The organism is Pseudomonas khavaziana, from assembly GCF_036704165.1.
Classification (GTDB): Bacteria; Pseudomonadota; Gammaproteobacteria; order Pseudomonadales; family Pseudomonadaceae; genus Aquipseudomonas; species Aquipseudomonas khavaziana.
This window is the reverse complement of sequence record NZ_CP129946.1, coordinates 2,264,918-2,284,568: the sequence shown is the minus strand read 5'-3', so window position 1 is coordinate 2,284,568 and position 19,651 is coordinate 2,264,918. Positions and strand designations below refer to the sequence as shown.

General features: G+C 60.1%; 17 protein-coding genes and 4 tRNA genes. 9 read left to right on the top strand and 12 right to left on the bottom strand.

Annotation, left to right across the window (positions count from 1 at the left end; genetic code table 11):
* The first annotated feature begins 33 nt into the window (after window positions 1-33).
* Together QYQ93_RS10245 and QYQ93_RS10240 are read left to right on the top strand one after the other, a co-directional pair.
* A complete protein-coding gene (locus QYQ93_RS10245; RefSeq protein WP_043050310.1) occupies window positions 34-1,842 on the top strand; it encodes a di-heme-cytochrome C peroxidase in 1,809 nt (602 codons plus the stop codon).
* A 29-nt stretch (window positions 1,843-1,871) separates the two neighbouring features.
* Entirely contained in the window at window positions 1,872-3,005 is a 1,134-nt protein-coding gene (locus QYQ93_RS10240; protein WP_043050334.1) for a catalase family protein, read from the top strand.
* 89 nt (window positions 3,006-3,094) lie between these two features.
* Here QYQ93_RS10240 and QYQ93_RS10235 read toward each other — a convergent pair.
* The 4 genes from QYQ93_RS10235 to QYQ93_RS10220 all read right to left on the bottom strand — a co-directional run bounded on the left by QYQ93_RS10235 (window position 3,095) and on the right by QYQ93_RS10220 (window position 3,615).
* A tRNA-Asp gene (locus QYQ93_RS10235) sits at window positions 3,095-3,171 on the bottom strand.
* Window positions 3,172-3,190: 19 nt separating this feature from the next.
* Window positions 3,191-3,266: transfer RNA gene (locus QYQ93_RS10230), tRNA-Val, on the bottom strand.
* Window positions 3,267-3,443: 177 nt separating this feature from the next.
* A tRNA-Asp gene (locus tag QYQ93_RS10225) sits at window positions 3,444-3,520 on the bottom strand.
* Window positions 3,521-3,539: 19 nt separating this feature from the next.
* Window positions 3,540-3,615, bottom strand: a tRNA-Val gene (locus QYQ93_RS10220).
* Between the two features lie 158 nt (window positions 3,616-3,773).
* Here QYQ93_RS10220 and rdgC point away from each other — a divergent pair.
* From rdgC to sugE, 3 genes are all read left to right on the top strand, one after another.
* A complete protein-coding gene (rdgC, locus tag QYQ93_RS10215; RefSeq protein WP_005786703.1) occupies window positions 3,774-4,694 on the top strand; it encodes a recombination-associated protein RdgC in 921 nt (306 codons plus the stop codon).
* 153 nt (window positions 4,695-4,847) lie between these two features.
* Window positions 4,848-5,807, top strand: coding sequence for a bile acid:sodium symporter family protein (locus tag QYQ93_RS10210; protein ID WP_043050309.1), 960 nt, complete (start codon window positions 4,848-4,850; stop codon window positions 5,805-5,807).
* Between the two features lie 113 nt (window positions 5,808-5,920).
* On the top strand, window positions 5,921-6,235 hold the full coding sequence (gene sugE, locus QYQ93_RS10205; protein ID WP_010211634.1) for a quaternary ammonium compound efflux SMR transporter SugE: 315 nt from the start codon (window positions 5,921-5,923) through the stop codon (window positions 6,233-6,235).
* A gap of 105 nt (window positions 6,236-6,340) precedes the next feature.
* Here the strand turns inward: sugE and QYQ93_RS10200 are convergent, their stop codons facing one another.
* From QYQ93_RS10200 to QYQ93_RS10190, 3 genes are all read right to left on the bottom strand, one after another.
* Window positions 6,341-8,215 carry an MFS transporter gene (locus QYQ93_RS10200; protein WP_338476853.1) on the bottom strand — a complete coding sequence of 625 codons (1,875 nt, stop codon included), beginning with the start codon at window positions 8,213-8,215 and terminating at the stop codon, window positions 6,341-6,343.
* Window positions 8,216-8,272: 57 nt separating this feature from the next.
* Window positions 8,273-9,421: a TDT family transporter gene (locus tag QYQ93_RS10195; protein ID WP_338476852.1), complete on the bottom strand. Its 1,149-nt coding sequence runs from the start codon at window positions 9,419-9,421 to the stop codon at window positions 8,273-8,275.
* 108 nt (window positions 9,422-9,529) lie between these two features.
* Window positions 9,530-10,717 (bottom strand): MFS transporter, encoded by a 1,188-nt coding sequence (locus tag QYQ93_RS10190; RefSeq protein WP_338476851.1) that lies wholly within the window; start codon window positions 10,715-10,717, stop codon window positions 9,530-9,532.
* A gap of 91 nt (window positions 10,718-10,808) precedes the next feature.
* Between QYQ93_RS10190 and QYQ93_RS10185 the strand changes: the two genes are divergently transcribed.
* Window positions 10,809-11,348, top strand: a complete 540-nt coding sequence (locus tag QYQ93_RS10185) for a TetR/AcrR family transcriptional regulator (RefSeq protein WP_217883637.1) — start codon at window positions 10,809-10,811, stop codon at window positions 11,346-11,348.
* Window positions 11,349-11,478: 130 nt separating this feature from the next.
* Here the strand turns inward: QYQ93_RS10185 and QYQ93_RS10180 are convergent, their stop codons facing one another.
* From QYQ93_RS10180 to QYQ93_RS10165, 4 genes are all read right to left on the bottom strand, one after another.
* Window positions 11,479-12,258, bottom strand: coding sequence for an ABC transporter permease (locus QYQ93_RS10180; RefSeq protein WP_003190115.1), 780 nt, complete (start codon window positions 12,256-12,258; stop codon window positions 11,479-11,481).
* Window positions 12,255-13,187, bottom strand: a complete 933-nt coding sequence (locus tag QYQ93_RS10175; RefSeq protein WP_338476850.1) for an ABC transporter ATP-binding protein — start codon at window positions 13,185-13,187, stop codon at window positions 12,255-12,257. The genes QYQ93_RS10180 and QYQ93_RS10175 overlap by 4 nt, the downstream gene beginning before the upstream one ends.
* Before the next feature lie 135 nt (window positions 13,188-13,322).
* On the bottom strand, window positions 13,323-13,940 hold the full coding sequence (locus QYQ93_RS10170; RefSeq protein WP_338476849.1) for a glutathione S-transferase: 618 nt from the start codon (window positions 13,938-13,940) through the stop codon (window positions 13,323-13,325).
* A 56-nt stretch (window positions 13,941-13,996) separates the two neighbouring features.
* Entirely contained in the window at window positions 13,997-14,656 is a 660-nt protein-coding gene (locus tag QYQ93_RS10165) for a transglutaminase family protein (protein WP_338476848.1), read from the bottom strand.
* 191 nt (window positions 14,657-14,847) lie between these two features.
* Between QYQ93_RS10165 and QYQ93_RS10160 the strand changes: the two genes are divergently transcribed.
* Complete coding sequence (locus tag QYQ93_RS10160; protein ID WP_338476847.1) at window positions 14,848-17,295, top strand: acyl-CoA dehydrogenase; 2,448 nt, start codon at window positions 14,848-14,850, stop codon at window positions 17,293-17,295.
* 75 nt (window positions 17,296-17,370) lie between these two features.
* Window positions 17,371-17,778 carry a PA2817 family protein gene (locus QYQ93_RS10155; protein ID WP_003190109.1) on the top strand — a complete coding sequence of 136 codons (408 nt, stop codon included), beginning with the start codon at window positions 17,371-17,373 and terminating at the stop codon, window positions 17,776-17,778.
* 196 nt (window positions 17,779-17,974) lie between these two features.
* Here the strand turns inward: QYQ93_RS10155 and QYQ93_RS10150 are convergent, their stop codons facing one another.
* Window positions 17,975-18,919 carry a LysR family transcriptional regulator gene (locus QYQ93_RS10150; RefSeq protein WP_338476846.1) on the bottom strand — a complete coding sequence of 315 codons (945 nt, stop codon included), beginning with the start codon at window positions 18,917-18,919 and terminating at the stop codon, window positions 17,975-17,977.
* A gap of 89 nt (window positions 18,920-19,008) precedes the next feature.
* Here QYQ93_RS10150 and QYQ93_RS10145 point away from each other — a divergent pair, with 89 nt between their 5' ends.
* The gene (locus QYQ93_RS10145) at window positions 19,009-19,650 is read left to right on the top strand and encodes an alanyl-tRNA editing protein (RefSeq protein ID WP_338476845.1); all 642 of its coding nucleotides are present in this window, start codon (window positions 19,009-19,011) and stop codon (window positions 19,648-19,650) included.
* Window position 19,651: the final 1 nt, after the last annotated feature.

The window sequence follows — 19,651 nt, the reverse complement described above, 5'->3', positions numbered from 1 at the left end:
TAACAACGCGACAACTCGACAAGGATAGTTATCTTGCGCATTTTTTCCCGTGCTTTACTCCTGATACTCATCGCCTTCGGCCTGATTCTGGCCGTGGTGCTTTATTACACCATTAACCCCAAGCTGCCGGACTACGTGCCAGTGCAGCAGGTGCACTACCAGGATCAATGGAGCGCCGACGACCGCCAGACCTACTACTTCACGCCCCAGGGCACCCAAGTAAAAGGCCTGCACTACGACTGGTTCACCGTCCTGGAGTTGCCATTCTCCGAGCAACGCTTTGCCGCGCCGGAGTACCTGGCGCGCTTTGGCTTCCTGGTCGACCCCAAGCAGACGCCCACCGCGCAAAACCCTGGCAACCTGCCGGTAGGTTTCGCCCGGCACCAGAACGCCGATAGCAAGGCTCAGTACCTGGATATCACCTGTGCGGCCTGCCACACCGGCGAATTGCACTTCAAGGGCCAGGCCCTGCGCATCGACGGCGGCTCGGCGCAACACGTACTGCCCTCCAGCGTTCCCACGTTACGCGGCGGCAGTTTCGGCCAGGCCCTGGTCGCCAGCCTGGCTGCTACCTATTACAACCCATGGAAGTTCGAGCGCTTTGCCCACAAGGTGCTGGGGGATCAGTACGATGCTCAGCGCGATCAACTGCGCAAAGACTTCAAGCAATCGCTGAACCAGTTCCTCAAAGTCGCCTGGAATGACACCCATCGCGGCCTTTACCCCACCGAAGAGGGCCCGGGCCGTACTGACGCCTTTGGGCGCATCGCCAACGCCAGTTTTGGCGACGCTATTTCCCCAGACAATTATCGCGTCGCCAATGCCCCAGTGGACTACCCGCAGCTATGGGACATCTGGACCTTCGACTGGGTGCAGTGGAATGGCTCGGCCCAGCAGCCCATGGCGCGCAACATCGGCGAAGCCCTTGGCGTAGGCGCGACCCTGGCGTTTTTCGACGCAGCCGGGCAACCGCTCAAAGGCGATGCCCGCTACCCGTCCAGCGTACGGGTGCGCGATCTGCACCTGATCGAAGAAACCCTGCAACGGCTCAAGCCGCCGACCTGGCCGCAAGATTTGTTCGGTGCCATCGACAAACCCCTCGCCGCCCAGGGACGCGCACTCTTTGCCGAGAACTGCGCCGGCTGCCATCTGCCCACCGTTACCCAAGAAAACGGCCGCCCGGTGCAGCAGTTGAAAATGCTGCCGGTGGAATACATCGGCACCGACCCCGGCACGGCCAACAACATTGCCGACCAACTCTATGACCTCAGCGCGCTGCAATGGGACCCGGCCGAACTGGCCCGGCTCAATGTCGAACTGCACCCCACCCCCACCGCGCCGTTGGACCTGAAAAAAATGTCGGTAGCCCAGGGCCTGGCCTATGTCACCGCCTTCGTCGAAGAGCATGCCTACCGTGCGGCCGGCGTTACCGCATCTGAGCGCCCAGGCCTGGACGGGTTCGGCCTGCCCATCGGCGTGCGCGAGTTGCGTGCCTACAAGGCGCGGCCACTGGCCGGCGTATGGGCCACCCCGCCGTTCCTGCACAACGGTTCGGTGCCGACAATCTACCAACTGCTCTCGCCCCAGGACGAACGCAGCACCACCTTCTATAAAGGCACCTTCAACTACGACCCGCGCCACCTAGGGTTTGAGACCACCGCCTTCAAGAATGCCTTCCTGTTCGATACCAGAATCACCGGCAACCACAACAGCGGCCACGAATTCCGTGCCGGCGAACGTGGCAATGGCGTGATCGGCCGGGGCTTGCTGCCGCAGGAACGCTGGGCGCTGCTCGAATACCTCAAGGTGCTGGGCGGCCCGCTGGAGCAACAACTGCCATGATTATCCGATCGCAAAACAAGGACCGCTCCATGCTTGCTCGTCTCTGGCTGCGCCTTGGCGCCTTTGTGGGTAAAACCCTGTTGTGGCTGCTGGGCCTGGGCCTGCTGGGGTGGGTGTTGGCCACGGCCTGGTTCGCCTGGCAGCACAGGGGCCCGGTGTCGGTGAAGGAACAGATCCCGCCGGGTGAAGCGGCGATGACCCAAGGCATCATCCAGACCGCCGTGCGCATCGTTGACCAGCATCGCGAAGGTACCCGCTACCTGCGTGATGCCCATGCCAAGGCCCATGGTTGCGTGAAAGCCGAGGTCAGCGTCCTGGCGGATCTCGACCCGGCCTTGCGCCAGGGTGTGTTCGCCGAGCCGGGCAAGACCTGGCAGGCGATGATGCGCCTGTCCAACGGCAACGCCTACCCGCAATTCGACAGCATCCGCGATGCCCGCGGCATGGCGATCAAGCTGCTGGATGTGCCGGGCAAGCAACTGATGGCCGACCAGCAAGCGCGCACCGAGCAGGATTTCGTGATGTTCAGCCACCCGAACTTCTTTGTCAGCGATGTTGCGGAGTACGCTCAGAACATCGGTGCGCAAGCGGACGGCAAGAAGGTCCTGGCGTTCTTTCCCAAGCTCGACCCGCGCAGTTGGCAAGTGCGCCACCTGTTTATCGCCCTGGCAACCCTGGCGCCCGCACCGGCCAGCCCGACGCAGACGACTTACTTTTCAGTGTCGCCCTACAAGTTTGGTGCGGCCAACGCCAAGTTTCGCGTCGCGCCCGACCCGCAAAGCTGCCCGGATTATGTGTTGCCAAAACAGAACCAGGACCTGCCCAACTTCCTGCGTAGCGCGCTCAACCAGCAACTGTCCACCGACCGTGTAGAGGCGTGTTTTGTGCTGCAGATCCAGCGGCAAAACCCACAGGCGTTCATGCCCATCGAAGACACCAGCATCGAATGGAAGGAAAGCGACGCACCGTATGAAACCGTGGCCAAGGTCAGGATTCCCGCCCAGGACTTCGACACGCCGGCGCAGAACCTGGCGTGCGATAACCAGTCGTTCAACCCTTGGTTCGGTTTGGAAGCGCACCGCCCCATCGGCGGCATCAATCGCCTGCGCAAAGCGGTGTACGAAGCCGTCAGCGACTACCGCCACAGCCGCAACGCACCGTAAGGTGCGTTAAATCGCAGGCGAAAAAAAACCCGCTCAATGAGCGGGTTTCTTGTGGCTACCTGGCGTTCAGTGCTCCAGGTTGCCGAATATGGCGCAGCGGACGGGACTCGAACCCGCGACCCCCGGCGTGACAGGCCGGTATTCTAACCGACTGAACTACCGCTGCGCGTAACACGTGAAGCGAATGGTGGGTGATGACGGGATCGAACCGCCGACCCTCTGCTTGTAAGGCAGATGCTCTCCCAGCTGAGCTAATCACCCTTCGTTTCGGTGTGGGCGCATCATACACCAAAAAATCGTAATGTCTTGATTTAAATGCAATTTATTTAAAAAAAGTTTAGCCCACGATTTTTTGCCATATTTCGGACAGAAAAAAGCCCGCTCGATGAGCGGGCTTTCTTTGGCTACCTGGCGTTCAGCGTTCCAGGTGACCGAATATGGCGCAGCGGACGGGACTCGAACCCGCGACCCCCGGCGTGACAGGCCGGTATTCTAACCGACTGAACTACCGCTGCGCGTAACACATGAAGCGAATGGTGGGTGATGACGGGATCGAACCGCCGACATTCTGCTTGTAAGGCAGACGCTCTCCCAGCTGAGCTAATCACCCTTCGTTTCGGTGTGGCGCGCATTCTACGGAGCGACCCTAAGTCTGGCAAGCACTTTCTTAAATCTTTTTTTCAGCCCTTCCAATGGCTTAGGCAGGGTTGGCCTGGGGCGTGATCAAGAGAATAATGCCCCCCTTTGTATAGAGGAGAGACTCACCCCATGTGGTTCAAGAACCTGCTTATCTATCGCCTGACCCAAGATCTGCCTGTTGATGCCGAGGCGTTGGAAGCGGCCATGGCCACCAAGCTGGCGCGCCCTTGTGCAAGCCAGGAGCTGACCACTTATGGTTTCGTCGCACCTTTCGGCAAAGGTGAAGATGCTCCCCTGGTTCACGTCAGTGGTGATTTCCTGCTGATCGCCGCGCGCAAGGAAGAACGCATCCTGCCGGGTAGCGTGGTGCGTGATGCACTTAAAGAAAAAGTCGAAGAGATCGAAGCCGAGCAGATGCGCAAGGTCTATAAGAAGGAGCGCGACCAGATCAAGGATGAAATCATCCAGGCCTTCCTGCCCCGCGCCTTTATCCGTCGCTCGTCAACCTTCGCTGCCATCGCGCCGAAACAGGGCCTGATCCTGGTCAACTCGGCCAGCCCCAAGCGCGCCGAAGACTTGCTGTCGACCCTGCGTGAAGTGATCGGCACCCTGCCGGTACGTCCGCTGACAGTGAAAACTGCACCGACTGCCATCATGACCGACTGGGTCACCACCCAGAAACCAGCCGACGACTTCTTTGTCCTCGACGAATGCGAACTGCGCGACACCCACGAAGACGGCGGTATCGTGCGCTGCAAACGCCAGGACCTGACCGGCGAAGAGATCCAGCTGCACCTGACCACCGGCAAGGTCGTGACTCAATTGTCCCTGGCATGGCAGGACAAACTGTCCTTCATGCTCGACGACAAGATGACCGTCAAGCGCCTGAAATTCGAAGACCTGCTGCAAGACCAGGCGGAACAGGACGGCGGCGACGAAGCCTTGGGCCAACTGGATGCCAGCTTTACCTTGATGATGCTGACCTTCGGCGATTTCCTGCCGGCGTTGGTTGAGGCACTGGGCGGCGAAGAGACACCACAGGGCATCTAAGCCATGTGAAGATCAAAATGTGGGAGGGGGCTTGCTCCCGATGGCGGTATGTCAGCCAATAGATGTGTAGCTGACCCTCCGCTATCGGGAGCAAGCCCCCTCCCACATTTGATCGCATTGCCAACTAAAAAAACTAACAAAAAGGATGCCCCCATGCGCGCACTCGCCGCCTTGAGCCGCTTCGTCGGCAATACCTTCGCCTACTGGGTGTTGATATTTGCCGTACTGGCCTTCCTGGAACCCGGTTGGTTCATCGGCCTGAAAAGCGCCATCGTCCCGCTGCTGGGCCTGGTGATGTTCGGCATGGGGTTGACCTTGAAACTGGAAGACTTCGCCGAAGTCGCTCGTCACCCCTGGCGGGTGGCCCTGGGCGTGGTCGCGCATTTCGTGATCATGCCGGGCGTGGCATGGTTGCTGTGCCAGGCGTTCCATTTACCGGCGGAAATTGCCGTTGGCGTGATCCTGGTGGGCTGTTGCCCAAGCGGCACCTCGTCCAACGTCATGACGTGGCTGGCCCGGGGCGACCTGGCATTGTCAGTGGCCATTGCCGCTGTCACCACCCTCCTCGCCCCGCTGCTCACCCCGGCATTGATCTGGCTGCTGGCCTCGGCCTGGCTGCCGGTGTCGTTCATGGAGCTGTTCTGGTCGATCCTGCAAGTGGTGTTGTTGCCGATCGTGCTTGGCGTGGTCGCGCAACGCTTGTTGGGTGAGCGCGTGCGCCATGCGGTGGACGTGCTGCCGCTGGTGTCGGTGGTGAGCATCGTGATCATCGTTGCCGCGGTGGTTGCCGCAAGCCAACAGAAGATTGCCGAATCGGGCCTGCTGATCATGGCCGTGGTGATGCTGCACAACAGCTTCGGCTACCTGCTGGGCTACTTCACCGGGCGCCTGTTCAAGTTGCCCTTGGCGCAACGCAAGTCGTTGGCCCTGGAAGTGGGCATGCAGAACTCCGGGCTGGGTGCCGCGCTGGCCAGTGCGCACTTTTCGCCGCTGGCGGCAGTACCCAGTGCATTGTTCAGCGTCTGGCACAATATTTCCGGGGCACTGCTGTCGACCTACTTCCGCCGCATGAGCGAGAAAGAAGACCGCCGCGCATTGGAAACCGCACCGTAAACTTGATCGCCTGATCCATTTTCGGCACTCTACCAAGCTTCGCGGGGACGACCTCGCGACGCTATCAAGCGCTTACCCAGGGGACGACCCCACTTTGTACAAGCGAGGTCATCATGTCCTGGATCATTCTGTTTTTTGCCGGGTTGTTTGAAGTGGGCTGGGCCGTCGGCCTGAAGTACACCGACGGGTTCAGCAAGCCGCTGCCCACTGCCCTGACGATTGCCGCCATGGCTGTCAGCCTTGGGTTGTTGGGGCTGGCCATGAAGGAACTGCCGCTGGGCACCGCCTATGCCATATGGACCGGCGTGGGTGCGGTAGGTACCGTGATCGCCGGGATTATCCTGTTTGGTGAATCCATGGCCCTGTTTCGGTTGGCCAGTGTGGCGTTGATTATCTGCGGGCTCATTGGCCTCAAGATCAGCACTTAAGCCGCTACCGCCATCGAAGGCAAGCCCCCACCTTTTGATTTGTGAACACATTCAGAATGTGGGAGGGGCTTGCCCCCGATGAGGCCGCCCCAGCCAATCTATAAGCTACCTGACACTCCCCCGCAAACCGCCCACCGCCGCCTGCAACTGCACCGGCGTTGCCGCCTCCACGGCAATCGGCTCACCCGCCACCAACACCACCCGCGACCAGATCCGATGAAACAAACCCTTGCGCGGATCGCGACTGAAAAAACTCCCCCAAAGCCCCTGCAACGCCATCGGAATCACCGGCACCGGCGTCTCCTCCAGAATGCGCGTCACCCCACCGCGAAACTCATTCATCTCGCCATCGGCCGTCAACTTGCCTTCCGGGAAGATGCACACCAACTCGCCATCCTGCAGGTACTGGGCAATCCGCGAAAACGCCTTTTCATAGATCTGGATATCTTCATGCCGCCCGGCAATCGGAATCGCTCCGGCGGTGCGGAAGATAAAATTGAGCACCGGTAAGCGGTAAATCTTGTAGTACATGACAAAGCGAATCGGCCGACGCACCGCGCCACCAATCAACAGCGCATCGACAAACGACACGTGGTTGCACACCAGCAACGCCGCGCCTTCATCCGGAATAGCCTCCAGGTTGCGATGCTCCACGCGGTACATGGAGTGGCTGAGCAGCCAGATCATGAAGCGCATGGTGAATTCGGGGACGATCCTGAAGATGTAAGTGTTGACCGCGATGTTGAGCAGCGACACCACCAGGAACAACTCGGGGATCGACAGCTTGGCCACGCTCAGCAACAGGATCGAGACGACGGCCGAGACCACCATGAACAATGCGTTGAGAATGTTGTTGGCCGCGATGACCCGTGCCCGTTCGTTCTCGGCGGTGCGCGATTGGATCAGCGCATACAGCGGCACAATATAGAAGCCGCCGAACACACCTAAGCCAAGAATATCGAACAGCACCCACCAGGCCTGGCCGTAGCTGAGCACCGCGAGCCAGTCATTGGCCTGGACATTCTGCGGGAAGCCCCCGGAGTGCCACCACAGCAACAGGCCGAATACCGTCAGGCCGAAGGAGCCGAACGGCACCAAGCCGATTTCCACCTTACGCCCGGAGAGCTTTTCGCAGAGCATCGAACCCAGGGCGATGCCCACCGAAAACACAGTAAGGATCAGGGTGACCACGGTCTCATCGCCGTACAACCATTCCTTGGCGTAGGCCGGGATTTGCGTCAGGTAAATCGCCCCGACAAACCAGAACCACGAGTTGCCGACAATGGAGCGCGACACCGCCGGCGTCTGCCCCAGGCCCATGCGCAACGTCGCCCAGGACTGGGTGAAGATATTCCAGTCCAGGCACAGTTGCGGCGTCGAAGCCGCCGCGCGCGGGATGCTGCGGCTGGCGAGGTAACCCAGCACCGCCACGCCGACAATCGCTACCGCCACCACCGGCGCGTAATGGGTGGAAGACATCATGATCCCGGCGCCAATGGTGCCGGCCAGGATCGCCAGGAACGTGCCCATCTCCACAAGTCCGTTACCGCCGACCAGCTCATCGTCGTGCAATGCCTGGGGCATGATCGAGTACTTCACCGGGCCGAACAGCGCCGAGTGGGTGCCCATGGCAAACAGCGCCAACAGCATCAATTCAAGATGATTGGTCAGGAAGCCCGCCGCGCCGACGGCCATGATCACGATCTCGCCGATCTTGATCGCACGGATCAACGCGTCCTTGTTGAATTTCTCGCCAAACTGTCCGGCCAATGCCGAGAACAGGAAGAACGGCAGGATGAACAACAAGGCACACAGGTTGACCCAGATGGAGCGGTCGCCCTCGATGCTGAGCTTGTAGAGAATGGCCAGGATCAGCGATTGCTTGAAGATATTGTCGTTGAAAGCGCCCAGCAGCTGGGTGATGAAAAACGGCAAGAAACGCCGTGTGCGCAGCAAGGTGAATTGCGAGGGGTGGCTCATCGTCCGTGTTCCTGCGTGGCCTGTTATTGATCAGGCCACGACTTTACCTAATCCCGCTTACTTATTCCCTAACCCTGCAATGCATGGCGAAACAAAAAGCTCGCCTTTATAGGCGCCCTGCACCGTGCGCTTGGCCACGATCATCCACATCAGCGCCAGCGCCGCCACCAACACACTGCCGAATACGCTGAAGAACCCCAGATGCAACAGATTCGCCAGCTTCAATGTAGCCAGTGCATACACCCCCAGCGGGAAGGTAAAGCCCCACCAGCCCAGGTTGAACGGGATGCCCGCACGCAGGTAACGCAGGGTGATCAGCACCGCGATCAACATCCACCACAGGCCGAAGCCCCACAAGGTAACGCCTGCGATCAGGCCCAGGCCATGGGCCATTTCACCGACACTCGCCAGGCCATTGGCAGCGAAGATCGCCGGCGCATCGCTACCGAGCAGCAACATGCCCAGGGCACCAGTACCGATAGGGCCCAGGGCCAGCCAGCTCGACGCCGCCATATTGGCGTGGGGCAACTTATGCAAGGCCATGCGCAACATCAGAATGGTCAGGATGCTGAACGCCACGGGCAGCGAGAACGCCCACAGCACGTAGCTGGTCACCAGCATCACCAGTTGCCCATGGGCATCGACCAGGTGCGGCGCCAGTAAGCCACCGCTGGCCGCCGCTACTTCGGCAGCCACTACGGGCAACAACCAGACCGCGGTCATCTGATCAATGCTGTGCTCCTGGCGAGTGAACATCATGAACGGGATCAGCACGCCACAAGCCAGGGACATGGCGACGTCCAGCCACCACAGGGCCTCAGCCAACGGGATCACATCACCGCCCCAGCGCGGCAGGCCGAACAGCAGCAAACCGTTAAGAATGGTCGCCAGGCCCATAGGGATGGTGCCGAAGAACATCGAGACGGTGGAGTGCCCGAAAATCCGCCGTGCCTCGTGAAAAAACATCACCCAACGGGCGGCATACAGCACGCTGAACAGCATGAACAGCCCGATGGTCAACACCCAAAGCCCCTCTGCCACAGCGTGCAAGCCTGGCAGGCTGACCGGCAGTTGGGCCAAGGCCAGCGCCAGCACCCCGGTGCCCATGGTGGCCGCGAACCAGTTCGGGGTGAACTGGCGAATCACTTCCCGGGGGCGGGCCAGATGACTCAAAGGTTTGTAGCTGTTGATAGTCGAGCAGGTCATAGCGTTAATCCTCTTCCTCGCATGAGGTTGAAGCCATGATAGAACCTGTTTGAATATCTATATAACGGGTAATATCTCTAACTATTATCTATTTTACAGATATACGAGTTATGCGGCGGCCCTGCCTCGCGAAGCATTCTGCAGCAGCAGCCCGGCGAGCGCGCCGAGGGCCAGCAGGATAAGCATCACACCGTAGCCATCCGCGGTAGCAACCAGGCCAAACACTCGGCTCAGATTACCCGCCAACAGCGCCGGCACACAGAACGCCAGGTAGCTCAATACATAGAACGCTGACATCAAGCCAGCCCGTTCGTGGGGCAACGCCAAACCGACAATACTGCGCACACTGCCCATAAAGCCACCGCCGAAACCCAAGCCGGCAATCACACTGGCGACAAAGAACAGCCACAGGCTGGCGGTCTGCACGGCAACCAGCAGCAGCCCTACGCCCACCGCCAGCAGCGCCGCCGATAGGCGCATGACCTTGTCGGCCGCACGGTTGCGCAGGCTGTAGATCATCACCGCGCCACTCAATGTCACCACCGCCACCAGGCCACCGCCGATCAAATGCGAGCTCGACCCCGTCGCAGCCCGCACCAGCGACGGCGCCAGGGAGGACACGAACCCACCCAGCGCCCACACCGCCACATTCAGCGGCATCGCCAACCACAAGGCCCGGCGCGCTTGCGGCGGCACATGCAGGGTCGGCGCCAGGGACCTCAAGCCCCCCGGTATCCGGCTGACCGTTTCAGGCAGGCGCCAGACGTACAGAGCCTGCAGCACCATCAAGCCCAGCAGGGTGAAATAGACCAATTGGGTCGGCCGCGGCGCGTACTCCACCAGCAAGCCGCTGCCCAGGCCACCACAGGCCATGCCGAGCATCGGCGCGAGGCTGTTGAGCATCGGGCCGCGCACGCGATCGGTGTCGAGCAATGTCGCGCTCAACACCGCTGTGGCAGTCCCGGTCGCAAAGCCCTGCAATGCGCGAGCGGCAAGCAGGCAGGCGGTACTGTCAGCGTTGATAAACAGCAGCATCGCCATGATATTCAGCAGCAGCGCGGCGAAGATCACCGGCTTGCGCCCCAGGTAATCCGAGAGCGACCCAACCGTCAGCAACGCCGCCAACAGGCTCACGGCATACACGCCGAAAATGGCCGTGAGCATCGCGGCCGAAAAATGCAAGTTTTCCTGATACACCTGATACAACGGCGTCGGCGCGCTGGACGCGGCGAGGAAGGTCAATACGGTGATCACCAGGAACGCCAGGCTGGACCGGTGAGAAATGTTGCTGGACATGGGCACGCTCCGCTAAAGCTAATATTTTGCTTTTGCAGAGTGTGCTACCCGTCGGCGCTTAAAGCAAATTCTTTGTGTTAAGGTTTTAAGCATGGCGATTAAAGAAGGCCTCCGCCCGGGGGGCCGTAGTGCCCGGGTACAAGAATCCGTTCATTCGGCAGTGCGCGAATTGCTCGAAGCCCATGAGCGATCCAGTGTCACTGTGCCGATGATTGCGGCACGCGCAGGCGTTACGCCTTCGACCATCTACCGGCGCTGGGGTGACCTTTCCGTGTTGCTCGCCGACGTGGCCCTGGCGCGCCTGCGCCCGGACAGCGAGCCGGCCAACACCGGCAGCCTGCGCGGCGACCTGCAGGCCTGGGCTGAGCAATATCTGGATGAAATGAGTACCGACGTAGGGCGCAATATGATGCGCGACGTGCAAAGCAGCGTGACGCCGGGGTATTGCGTGAGCATTCTGGGCGGGCAATTGCAGGCGATCGTCGATCGTTATCCGCAAGAGACGGCGCCGAGTGTGGACCGCTTGATCAACCTGCTCGCGGCGCCGACGGTGTTCCGTATTCTGTTTTCAGCTCAGCCTTTGGCGGTTGAAGAACTGCATGCCCTGATAGAGCTGGCCCTGAAAAACTAAAAACCTACACAAACCAAATGTGGGAGGGGGCTTGCTCCCGATAGCTGTGGATCAGTCAGTACAAGGTGTCTGACAGACCGCTATCGGGAGCAAGCCCCCTCCCACATTTTTTACCGCGTTGAATCGCTATTTATGTACGCATCCCACGCCCACTCACCAGCAACCGCGCACAGCCGATATACAAAACGATTGTGGCCACGATCATGAAGGTGATCGCCACGCTGATCTTGATGTCCGACACGCCCAGAATGCCGTAGCGGAAGGCGTTGACCATATGCAGCACGGGGTTGGCCAGGGACACGGTCTGCCAGAACGGCGGCAGCAAGGTGATGGAGTAGAACACCCCGCCCAGGTAGGTCAACGGCGTCAGCACGAAGGTCGGAATGATCGAAATATCATCGAAATTGCGTGCGAAAACGGCGTTGATAAACCCCAGCAACGAGAAGATCGTCGCCGTGAGCACCACCACCAGAATGGTGACCCCAAGGTGATGCACCTGCAGGTGAGTGAAGAACAGCGACAGCAGCGTCACGATCACCCCAACCATCAAACCTCGCAGCACACCGCCGAGCGTATAACCGATCAGGATGGTGTGCGGCGACACCGGCGAAACCATCAGTTCCTCAATGGAGCGCTGGAACTTGCTGCCGAAGAAACTGGAGACCACGTTGCCGTAGGAGTTGGTGATCACCGACATCATGATCAGGCCCGGCACGATGTACTCCATGTAGGTAAACCCACCCATGTCACCGATCTGCCGGCCGATCAGGTTACCGAAGATCACGAAGTACAGGACCATGGTGATCGCCGGCGGCAGCAGGGTCTGCGGCCATATCCGGGTAAAACGCTTCACTTCGCGATAGACAATGGTTTGCAGCGCGACGAGGTTGGGTTGCAGTTCCGAACTCATACCGCCACCTTCGCCAGATTTTTCTCCACCAGGGACACGAACAACTCCTCAAGGCGATTGGTTTTATTACGCAGGCTCAACACTTCGATGTTCTGGGTCGCCAACTGGGTGAACAGCGCGGTGATGCCCATGGCTTTGTCCACCTGCACTTCCAGGGTGTGGCTGTCGACCAGGCGGCTTGGGTAACCCACCAGTTGCGGTGCCATCGTCAGGTTGTTCTTCAGGTCGAGCAGGAAGGTCTCCACATGCAACTGGCCCAGCAAGTTGCGCATGCTGGTGTTCTCGACAATGGTGCCGTGGTCGATGATGCCGATGTTGCGGCACAGCTGCTCAGCCTCCTCCAGATAATGGGTGGTGAGGATGATGGTGATGCCCTTCTCGTTCAGCTCGGTGAGGAAGGCCCACATCGAACGGCGCAGCTCAATGTCCACGCCCGCGGTAGGTTCGTCGAGGATCAACAGGCGCGGTTCGTGCACCAGGGCGCGGGCAATCATCAGGCGGCGCTTCATACCGCCGGACAGCGAACGTGAAGGCACATCGCGCTTGTCCCACAGGCCCAGTTGGGTCAGGTACTGCTCGGCGCGCTCCTTGGCAATTTTCGCCGGGATGCCGTAGTAGCCAGCCTGGGTCACGACGATGTCGAAGGTCTTTTCGAACTGGTTGAAGTTGAATTCCTGGGGCACCACGCCGATGGAACGCTTGAGCGCCGCCGGGGATTTATCCAGGTCATGCCCGAAGATATTCACCGTGCCGCTGGTCTTGTTGACCAGGGTCGAGAGGATGCCGATGGTGGTGGATTTACCGGCACCGTTAGGGCCGAGCAAGGCGAAGAAATCACCTTCGGCAACATCCAGATCGATACCACTCAGGGCCTGGAAACCGTTGCCGTAGGTTTTGGTTAGCTGCCGGATGGACAGAGCGGAACTCATATCGGGATACGCACCAAAGAAGGGAATAGAAACAATAGATGAGGGCACACCACCGGTAGTTCAACCGGCGGTGCAGTGCGAGCATGGTGCGTGCCCATGCCGCACAAGTACAGTCACCCGTATTAATAGTGTGTATTAAGTCAACGCGGTCATCACCGCTGTGCGATAGGCCGGTCGCTGTTGCAGGCGTTGGTACCAGGCCTCTAGATGGGGCATTGCAGGGCGTTCGATAGGCATCTCGAACCAGGCGTAGATAAAGCTGCCCAGGGGGATATCCCCCATGCCGATCTCATTGCCCGACAGGTAAGGTTGCTCGGCGAGGGCCTGGTCGACAGTCTTGAGCACCTCGATGCAGGCTTGGCGCCCGGCATGGATATTGTCCCAGTTCTGTTTTTCCGCCGGGGTGCGCAGCACGCCCCAAAACACGGTTTTGAACGGTTCGGCGAACGTAGAGGTGGTCCAGTCCATCCACTTTTCGGCGTTGGCGCGGGCCTTCAGATCGCTTGGGTACCAGCTGGAAGCCTGCTTGGCGCACAAATAACGCACGATGGTGTTGGACTCCCACAACACAAAGTCGCCATCTTCGATCATCGGCACCCTGCCATTGGGGTTCAGGGCCCGGTACTGCGGGGTGTCGACCACACCGAAAGCCCCGCCCGCATCAATTGCCTCATAGTCCAGGCCGAGCTCCTCGGCGCACCACAGTGCTTTCCTGACGTTTGACGAATTTTTACGACCCCAGATTTTCAGCATGACCGCGCCTTCTTGTTGATGAACTTGGCTGGATGAAGGCAGCAGCATACGCCGGTTCAGGCGCGGCTTAAATCGTCCTGCAGATCACCCAGCAGGGTCGGTGCATTGTCGACAAACAAGTGCGGGTAACACTGGCGGATATGCTCGAAGAAAAACGCCTCGGGCACGTCAGCAAATTGTCCGTGATCCACCACGTATTCCATCGAGCGCAGGCCCTGGCGATTGAACGCATGGAAAACACTGTCGTGCAGGCCATCGAATTCCAACGGCGGCACATCGAACACGTCGCACAGTTGCTGATTGAACGCCGGCGTCGCCTTGACCCAGCGGCCGTTTAGGTAGAGCTCGGTATAACCGTGCATGGCAAACACGTCACTTTTGAGCAAGGCGAGCAGCCGCGGTGTGGACAGGTGGTTGCGCACGTCTGCCAGGCCAATGCGCGCGGGGATGCCGCAGTGGCGAGCGCAGGCGGCCAACAAGGTGGCCTTGGGCACGCAATAGCTTTCGCCGGCAGCCAGGGCGAAGCTGGCGTTCAAGGTACCGGGGTCACGGCTGAAGGTGTAGGGGTTGTAGCGAATCGCCTCGCGCACGGCGTAATAAAGACTGACTGCCTGGTCACTTAAATCCGCACGGGTTCCGCGATGTTTTTCGGCGAACTCCACTACCGCAGGGTGGTCACTATCGATGAAGCGGCTGGGACTCAAGTACGCATTCATAAGCTTGATCTCCGAAGTGAGCCTGGAGTTTAACGACAGGCCTGCCCCAGAGATAACGACGATTACGCCAAATGTCGGCGCCTGCTGATGGGTATCCCCAGTACAACTTGTAACACCCTGATCACCCGGCTTGATCGGATGCCGACTAAGCTCCCTGGTGGTTTCGCCCCTGGTTTCACGGAGGATTGCATATGCTGTTGTTGTGGATACTGGTGCTGGTGGTCGGCATTGCCTACCTGGCACACCGCCGAACTGCCCCCCTGCCCGCCCTGGGCGTAGTCGCCGTCTACCTGCTGGCGATGGGCGCCTGGAGCCACGCACCGGGCTGGCTGCTGCTGATCTTCTGGGTGCTCATCGCCGTGGTCGCCGTGCCATTGCTGTTGCCCGACCTGCGCCGCCAATACTTCACCAAGCCGCTGTTCAGCTGGTTCCAGAAAGTCTTGCCGCCGATGTCCGAGACCGAACGCGATGCCATCGATGCCGGCACCGTCTGGTGGGACGGCGAACTGTTCAGCGGGCGTCCTGACTGGGACAAATTGCTGGCCTACCCCAAGGCGCAATTGACCGAAGAAGAACAGGCGTTTATCGACGGCCCTACCGAAGAACTCTGCGCCATGGTCAGCGACTGGGAAATCGGCCAGGCCATGGACCTGCCGCCAGCGGCCTGGGAACACATCAAGACCCACGGCTTTTTCGCCCTGATCATTCCCAAGGAGTACGGTGGCAAAGGCTTCTCTGCCTATGCCCACTCCCAGGTCGCGATGAAACTCGCGACCCGCAGCGGTGACCTCGCCTCGACCGTGATGGTGCCCAACTCCCTCGGCCCGGCCGAACTGCTGCTGCACTACGGCACCGAGGAACAACGCAACCACTACCTGCCGCGCCTGGCCCGTGGCGACGACATTCCATGCTTCGCCCTCACCGGTCCGCTGGCCGGCTCCGACGCGGGCGCCATGCCCGACACCGGGGTGATCTGCAAAGGTGAATGGGAAGGCAAGGAAACCCTCGGCCTGCGCCTGAACTGGGAAAAACGCTACATCACCCTCGGCCCGGTCGCGACCCTGCTCGGCCTGGCCTTCAAGGCCCATGACCCGGACCATCTGCTGGGTGAGGAAGAAGACCTGGGCATCAGCCTGGCGTTGATTCCAACCGACACTCCCGGCGTTGAAATCGGCCGTCGTCACCTGCCCCTGGGTGCCGCGTTCATGAACGGCCCCAACTCCGGCAAGGACGTGTTCATCCCCCTGGAATACCTGATCGGTGGCCAGGAAATGCTCGGCAAGGGCTGGATGATGCTGATGAACTGCCTGTCGGTGGGCCGCTCCATCTCCCTGCCTGCGGTCGGTACCGGCGCGGCCAAATTCACCAGCCTGGTGACCGGGCAATACGCCCAGGTGCGCGAGCAGTTCAACGTACCGCTGTCGGCCTTCGAAGGTATCCAGGAAGCCCTGGCGCGTATCGGCGGCAATGCCTGGCTGATGGACAGCGCCCGCATGCTCACCGCCAATGCCGTGGATTTGGGCGAGAAACCCTCGGTGTTGTCGGCGATCCTCAAGTACCACCTGACCGAGCGCGGCCGTGAGTGCATCAGCCACGCCATGGACGTGCACGGCGGCAAGGGCATCATCATGGGCCCGAACAATTACCTGGGACGTAGCTGGCAAGGGGCGCCGATCTTCATCACGGTGGAAGGTGCGAATATCCTTTCGCGCAACCTGATGATCTTCGGTCAGGGCGCGATTCGCTGCCATCCGTTCGTCCTCAAGGAGATGGCCCTGGCCGGGCGCGAAGACCATGACCAGGCGTTGAAGGAGTTCGATGGCCTGCTGATGCAACACATCGGCTTTGCCGTGAGCAATGCCGCCAGCACCCTGGTGCTGAACCTGGGTTTCGGGCATTTCGAGAAGGCCCCCGGCAACCGTTTGAGCCAGGGCTACTTCCGCGCCCTGAACCGCCAGGCGGCGGCGTTTGCGCTGCTGGCAGACCTGAGCATGATGTTGCTGGGCGGCGAACTGAAACGCCGCGAACGCTTGTCGGCGCGCCTGGGTGACGTGCTCAGCCATATGTACCTCGCATCGGCGGCGCTCAAGCGTTATCACGACCTGGACTCGCCGGATCACCTGGAACCGCTGTTTGCCTGGGCCATGGAAGAAAGCCTGGGTGAATCGGAACGCGCACTGGACGAGTTGCTGAGCAACTTCCCGAACAAAGTGTTGGGCTGTCTGCTGCGGGTAATTGTGTTCCCATTCGGGCGTCGGCATACCGGGCCGTCCGACGCACTGGATGCCGAAGTGGCCGCGGTGATCGGTCGCGCCAAGGGCGACCCGACCCTGGAAGAATTGCTGGCCGGCTGCTATCGCCCGCAATCTGCAGAAGATCCAGTGGGCGCGCTGCAGCATGCCTACGACCTGCTCGGTGCCAGCCATCCGTTACAGAAAAAACTGCATGCCGCGCTTAAAAGCGGGCAAGTCAAACCGACGGCCGGTGAGTCTGCCATCGACGCAGCCCTGCACGCCGGCGTGCTGCAACCGGCCGAAGCGCAAACCCTGCGTGACGCCGAAGCGGCGCGACGCACAGTGATCGACGTGGATGATTTCAGCAAGGAAGAGCTGATGCAGGCCGAAGGTAAAGTCCGCTGATACCAGCGGTCATATAAATACGGGCGCGAGAGGCATATACTCTCGCGCCCGTTTTTGCTTTAGAGGACTTATCTCGTGTCCAACGTCGTTGCCGATCATCTCGTCTTGCTCGACCACTTGCGCAGCATCCTGGTTGCCGTCGGCGAAGCCGAACAGGTACCCGAGGAAAGCCACTCGCTGTTCCTGGAGCGTTTTGACGAACTGCGCGCCCTGCTGCCGATCGATCCGATCGAAAGCCAGTACCTTGGCCAGGACCTGATGAGTCAGGTCATCCTGCGCTACCCGCAGATCGCCCATTTGGTCCCCCGCGATCTGCTGTGGTTCTTTGGCGGTGACTGCCTGCACTTCATGCCCGACGAGGAACTGGACCTGTACCAGGCCCTGGAAGAGCGTCGCTATGAAGCTGAACAGAACGACGAACCGTTCGACTGGAACCAGGAAAAGCAACTGCTGGCCATGCCCCAAGACCAGAGCAAGCACTGACTTTTCAAACACCGAGATTCAAATGTGGGAGGGGGCTTGCCCTAATGCCAGTCAGTTAAGGCTTTTTTGTAGGAGCGAGCTTGCTCGCGAAAAACTTACAGGCGCCGCGCTCATTCAGCAAAGACGCGTTATCGTTGACGTTTTTCGCGAGCAGGCTCGCTCCTACAGAAGGCGATGACCGCTTAACTGACTGGCATTAGGGCTTGCCCCCTCCCACATTTAGCTTTGGCTCCTTGGCCATGCACTCCACCAGATAATCAATGAACACCCGCAACTTCGGCGGCAAGTACCGCGTCGGCGAATGCAGCAGCCACGCCTGGCCATGGTACGACGCAATAAAGTCCCACGCCGACAACACTTGCACCAACTGGCCCGCCTCCAATGCACGCCGCGCCGTGAAATACGGCAAGCTGCCAATCCCCACATGCTGCAGCACTGCATCCAGCCGCACGCCGGTATGGTTCGCCGCATAACGCCCGCGTACGCCAACCGTCACCGCTTTGCCGGCCTGGCGGAATTTCCAGCGCGAGTCGCCCGGGGTTTCCCCGAGGTAGATGCAACTGTGTTGGAGCAAATCGTGGGGATGGCATGGGGTGCCATGCTTGGCCAGGTACTGCGGCGTTGCGCACAGCAGGTGTTCGATGGGCAATAACTGGCGCCCGACCAAGCCAGGCGGCGGGCTGTCAGTGATGCGAATGCTCAGGTCGACGTTATCGTCGATCAGGTCCACGTGCCGATCCTCAAGAATCAATTGCACATCCACCTTGGGATAGCGCCGCAGAAATTCCGGCATATGCGGATGCACCACAAAGCGCCCCACCGCCTTGGGCACGCTGACCCGCACCAGGCCCTCGGCTTCATGGTTGAACTGGCCACTGATTTCCATTACCGAGCGGGCCGCATTGACCATCTCCTGGCAACGCTTGAACACCTCTTCACCACCCTCGCTCAGGCGCAATTTGCGCGTGGTGCGTTGCAGCAAGCGCGTGGCCAGGGCCTGCTCCAGGCGTGAAATGCTGCGGCTCACGGCCGACGGCGAAACGCTCAGTTGCCGCGCCGCCTCCGAGAAGCTGCCGGTTTCCACGACTTTGACGAAAATCGCCATTTCACCCAACAGCGGCAAGGGAAGATTAATGCTCATGACGCACAGGTCCATTGATAATTGAGCGGATTATCACCCATCCACGCACTATTTATACTGCCCACAGAACCCTGATGCGGATGTAGATGATGACCGAGCGCCTTTTTTTTACCCATGACCACCTGACGGCCGAGCTGGAAGTGCTCAGTTGCACTGCGCACGAAGAACAATTTGCCGTGATCTTGCAGTCGACGATCTTTCATCCCCAAGGCGGCGGCCAGCCGTTCGATACCGGCTGGCTCGGCAATAGCCAGGTACTGCGCGTCATGCAGGAAGCCGAGCATGTGGTGCACTACGTTGATCAGCCGTTGCAACCCGGCCCGATCACTGCGCGGGTCGATGCACAGCGCCGCGCGCTGCACACCCGCCTGCATTCGGCGGGACATTTGATTGGCAATGCCGGCGAACGCCAGGGCTGGATGCCGATCAAGGCCCACCATTGGCCGGGTGAAGGCAAGATCACGTTTATCCGTGGCGAAGCTGCACAGGACATGGATGCCCAAAGGCTTCAACTGCAGGTCAACCAATGGATCGCCGCCGACTATCCACGGCATATGAGGCTGGAAGAAGGCATCCGGGAAGTCGGCTTCGGCGAGTTGCCGTCATACGCTTGCGGTGGCACCCATGTGAAAATGTTGAACGAGCTGGGCCAGGTGACAATTTTGGCATTGTCGGAGAAAAAAGGCGCCCTGTCGGTGCGTTACAGCCTCGATGAATCCACGCCCTGCTGAT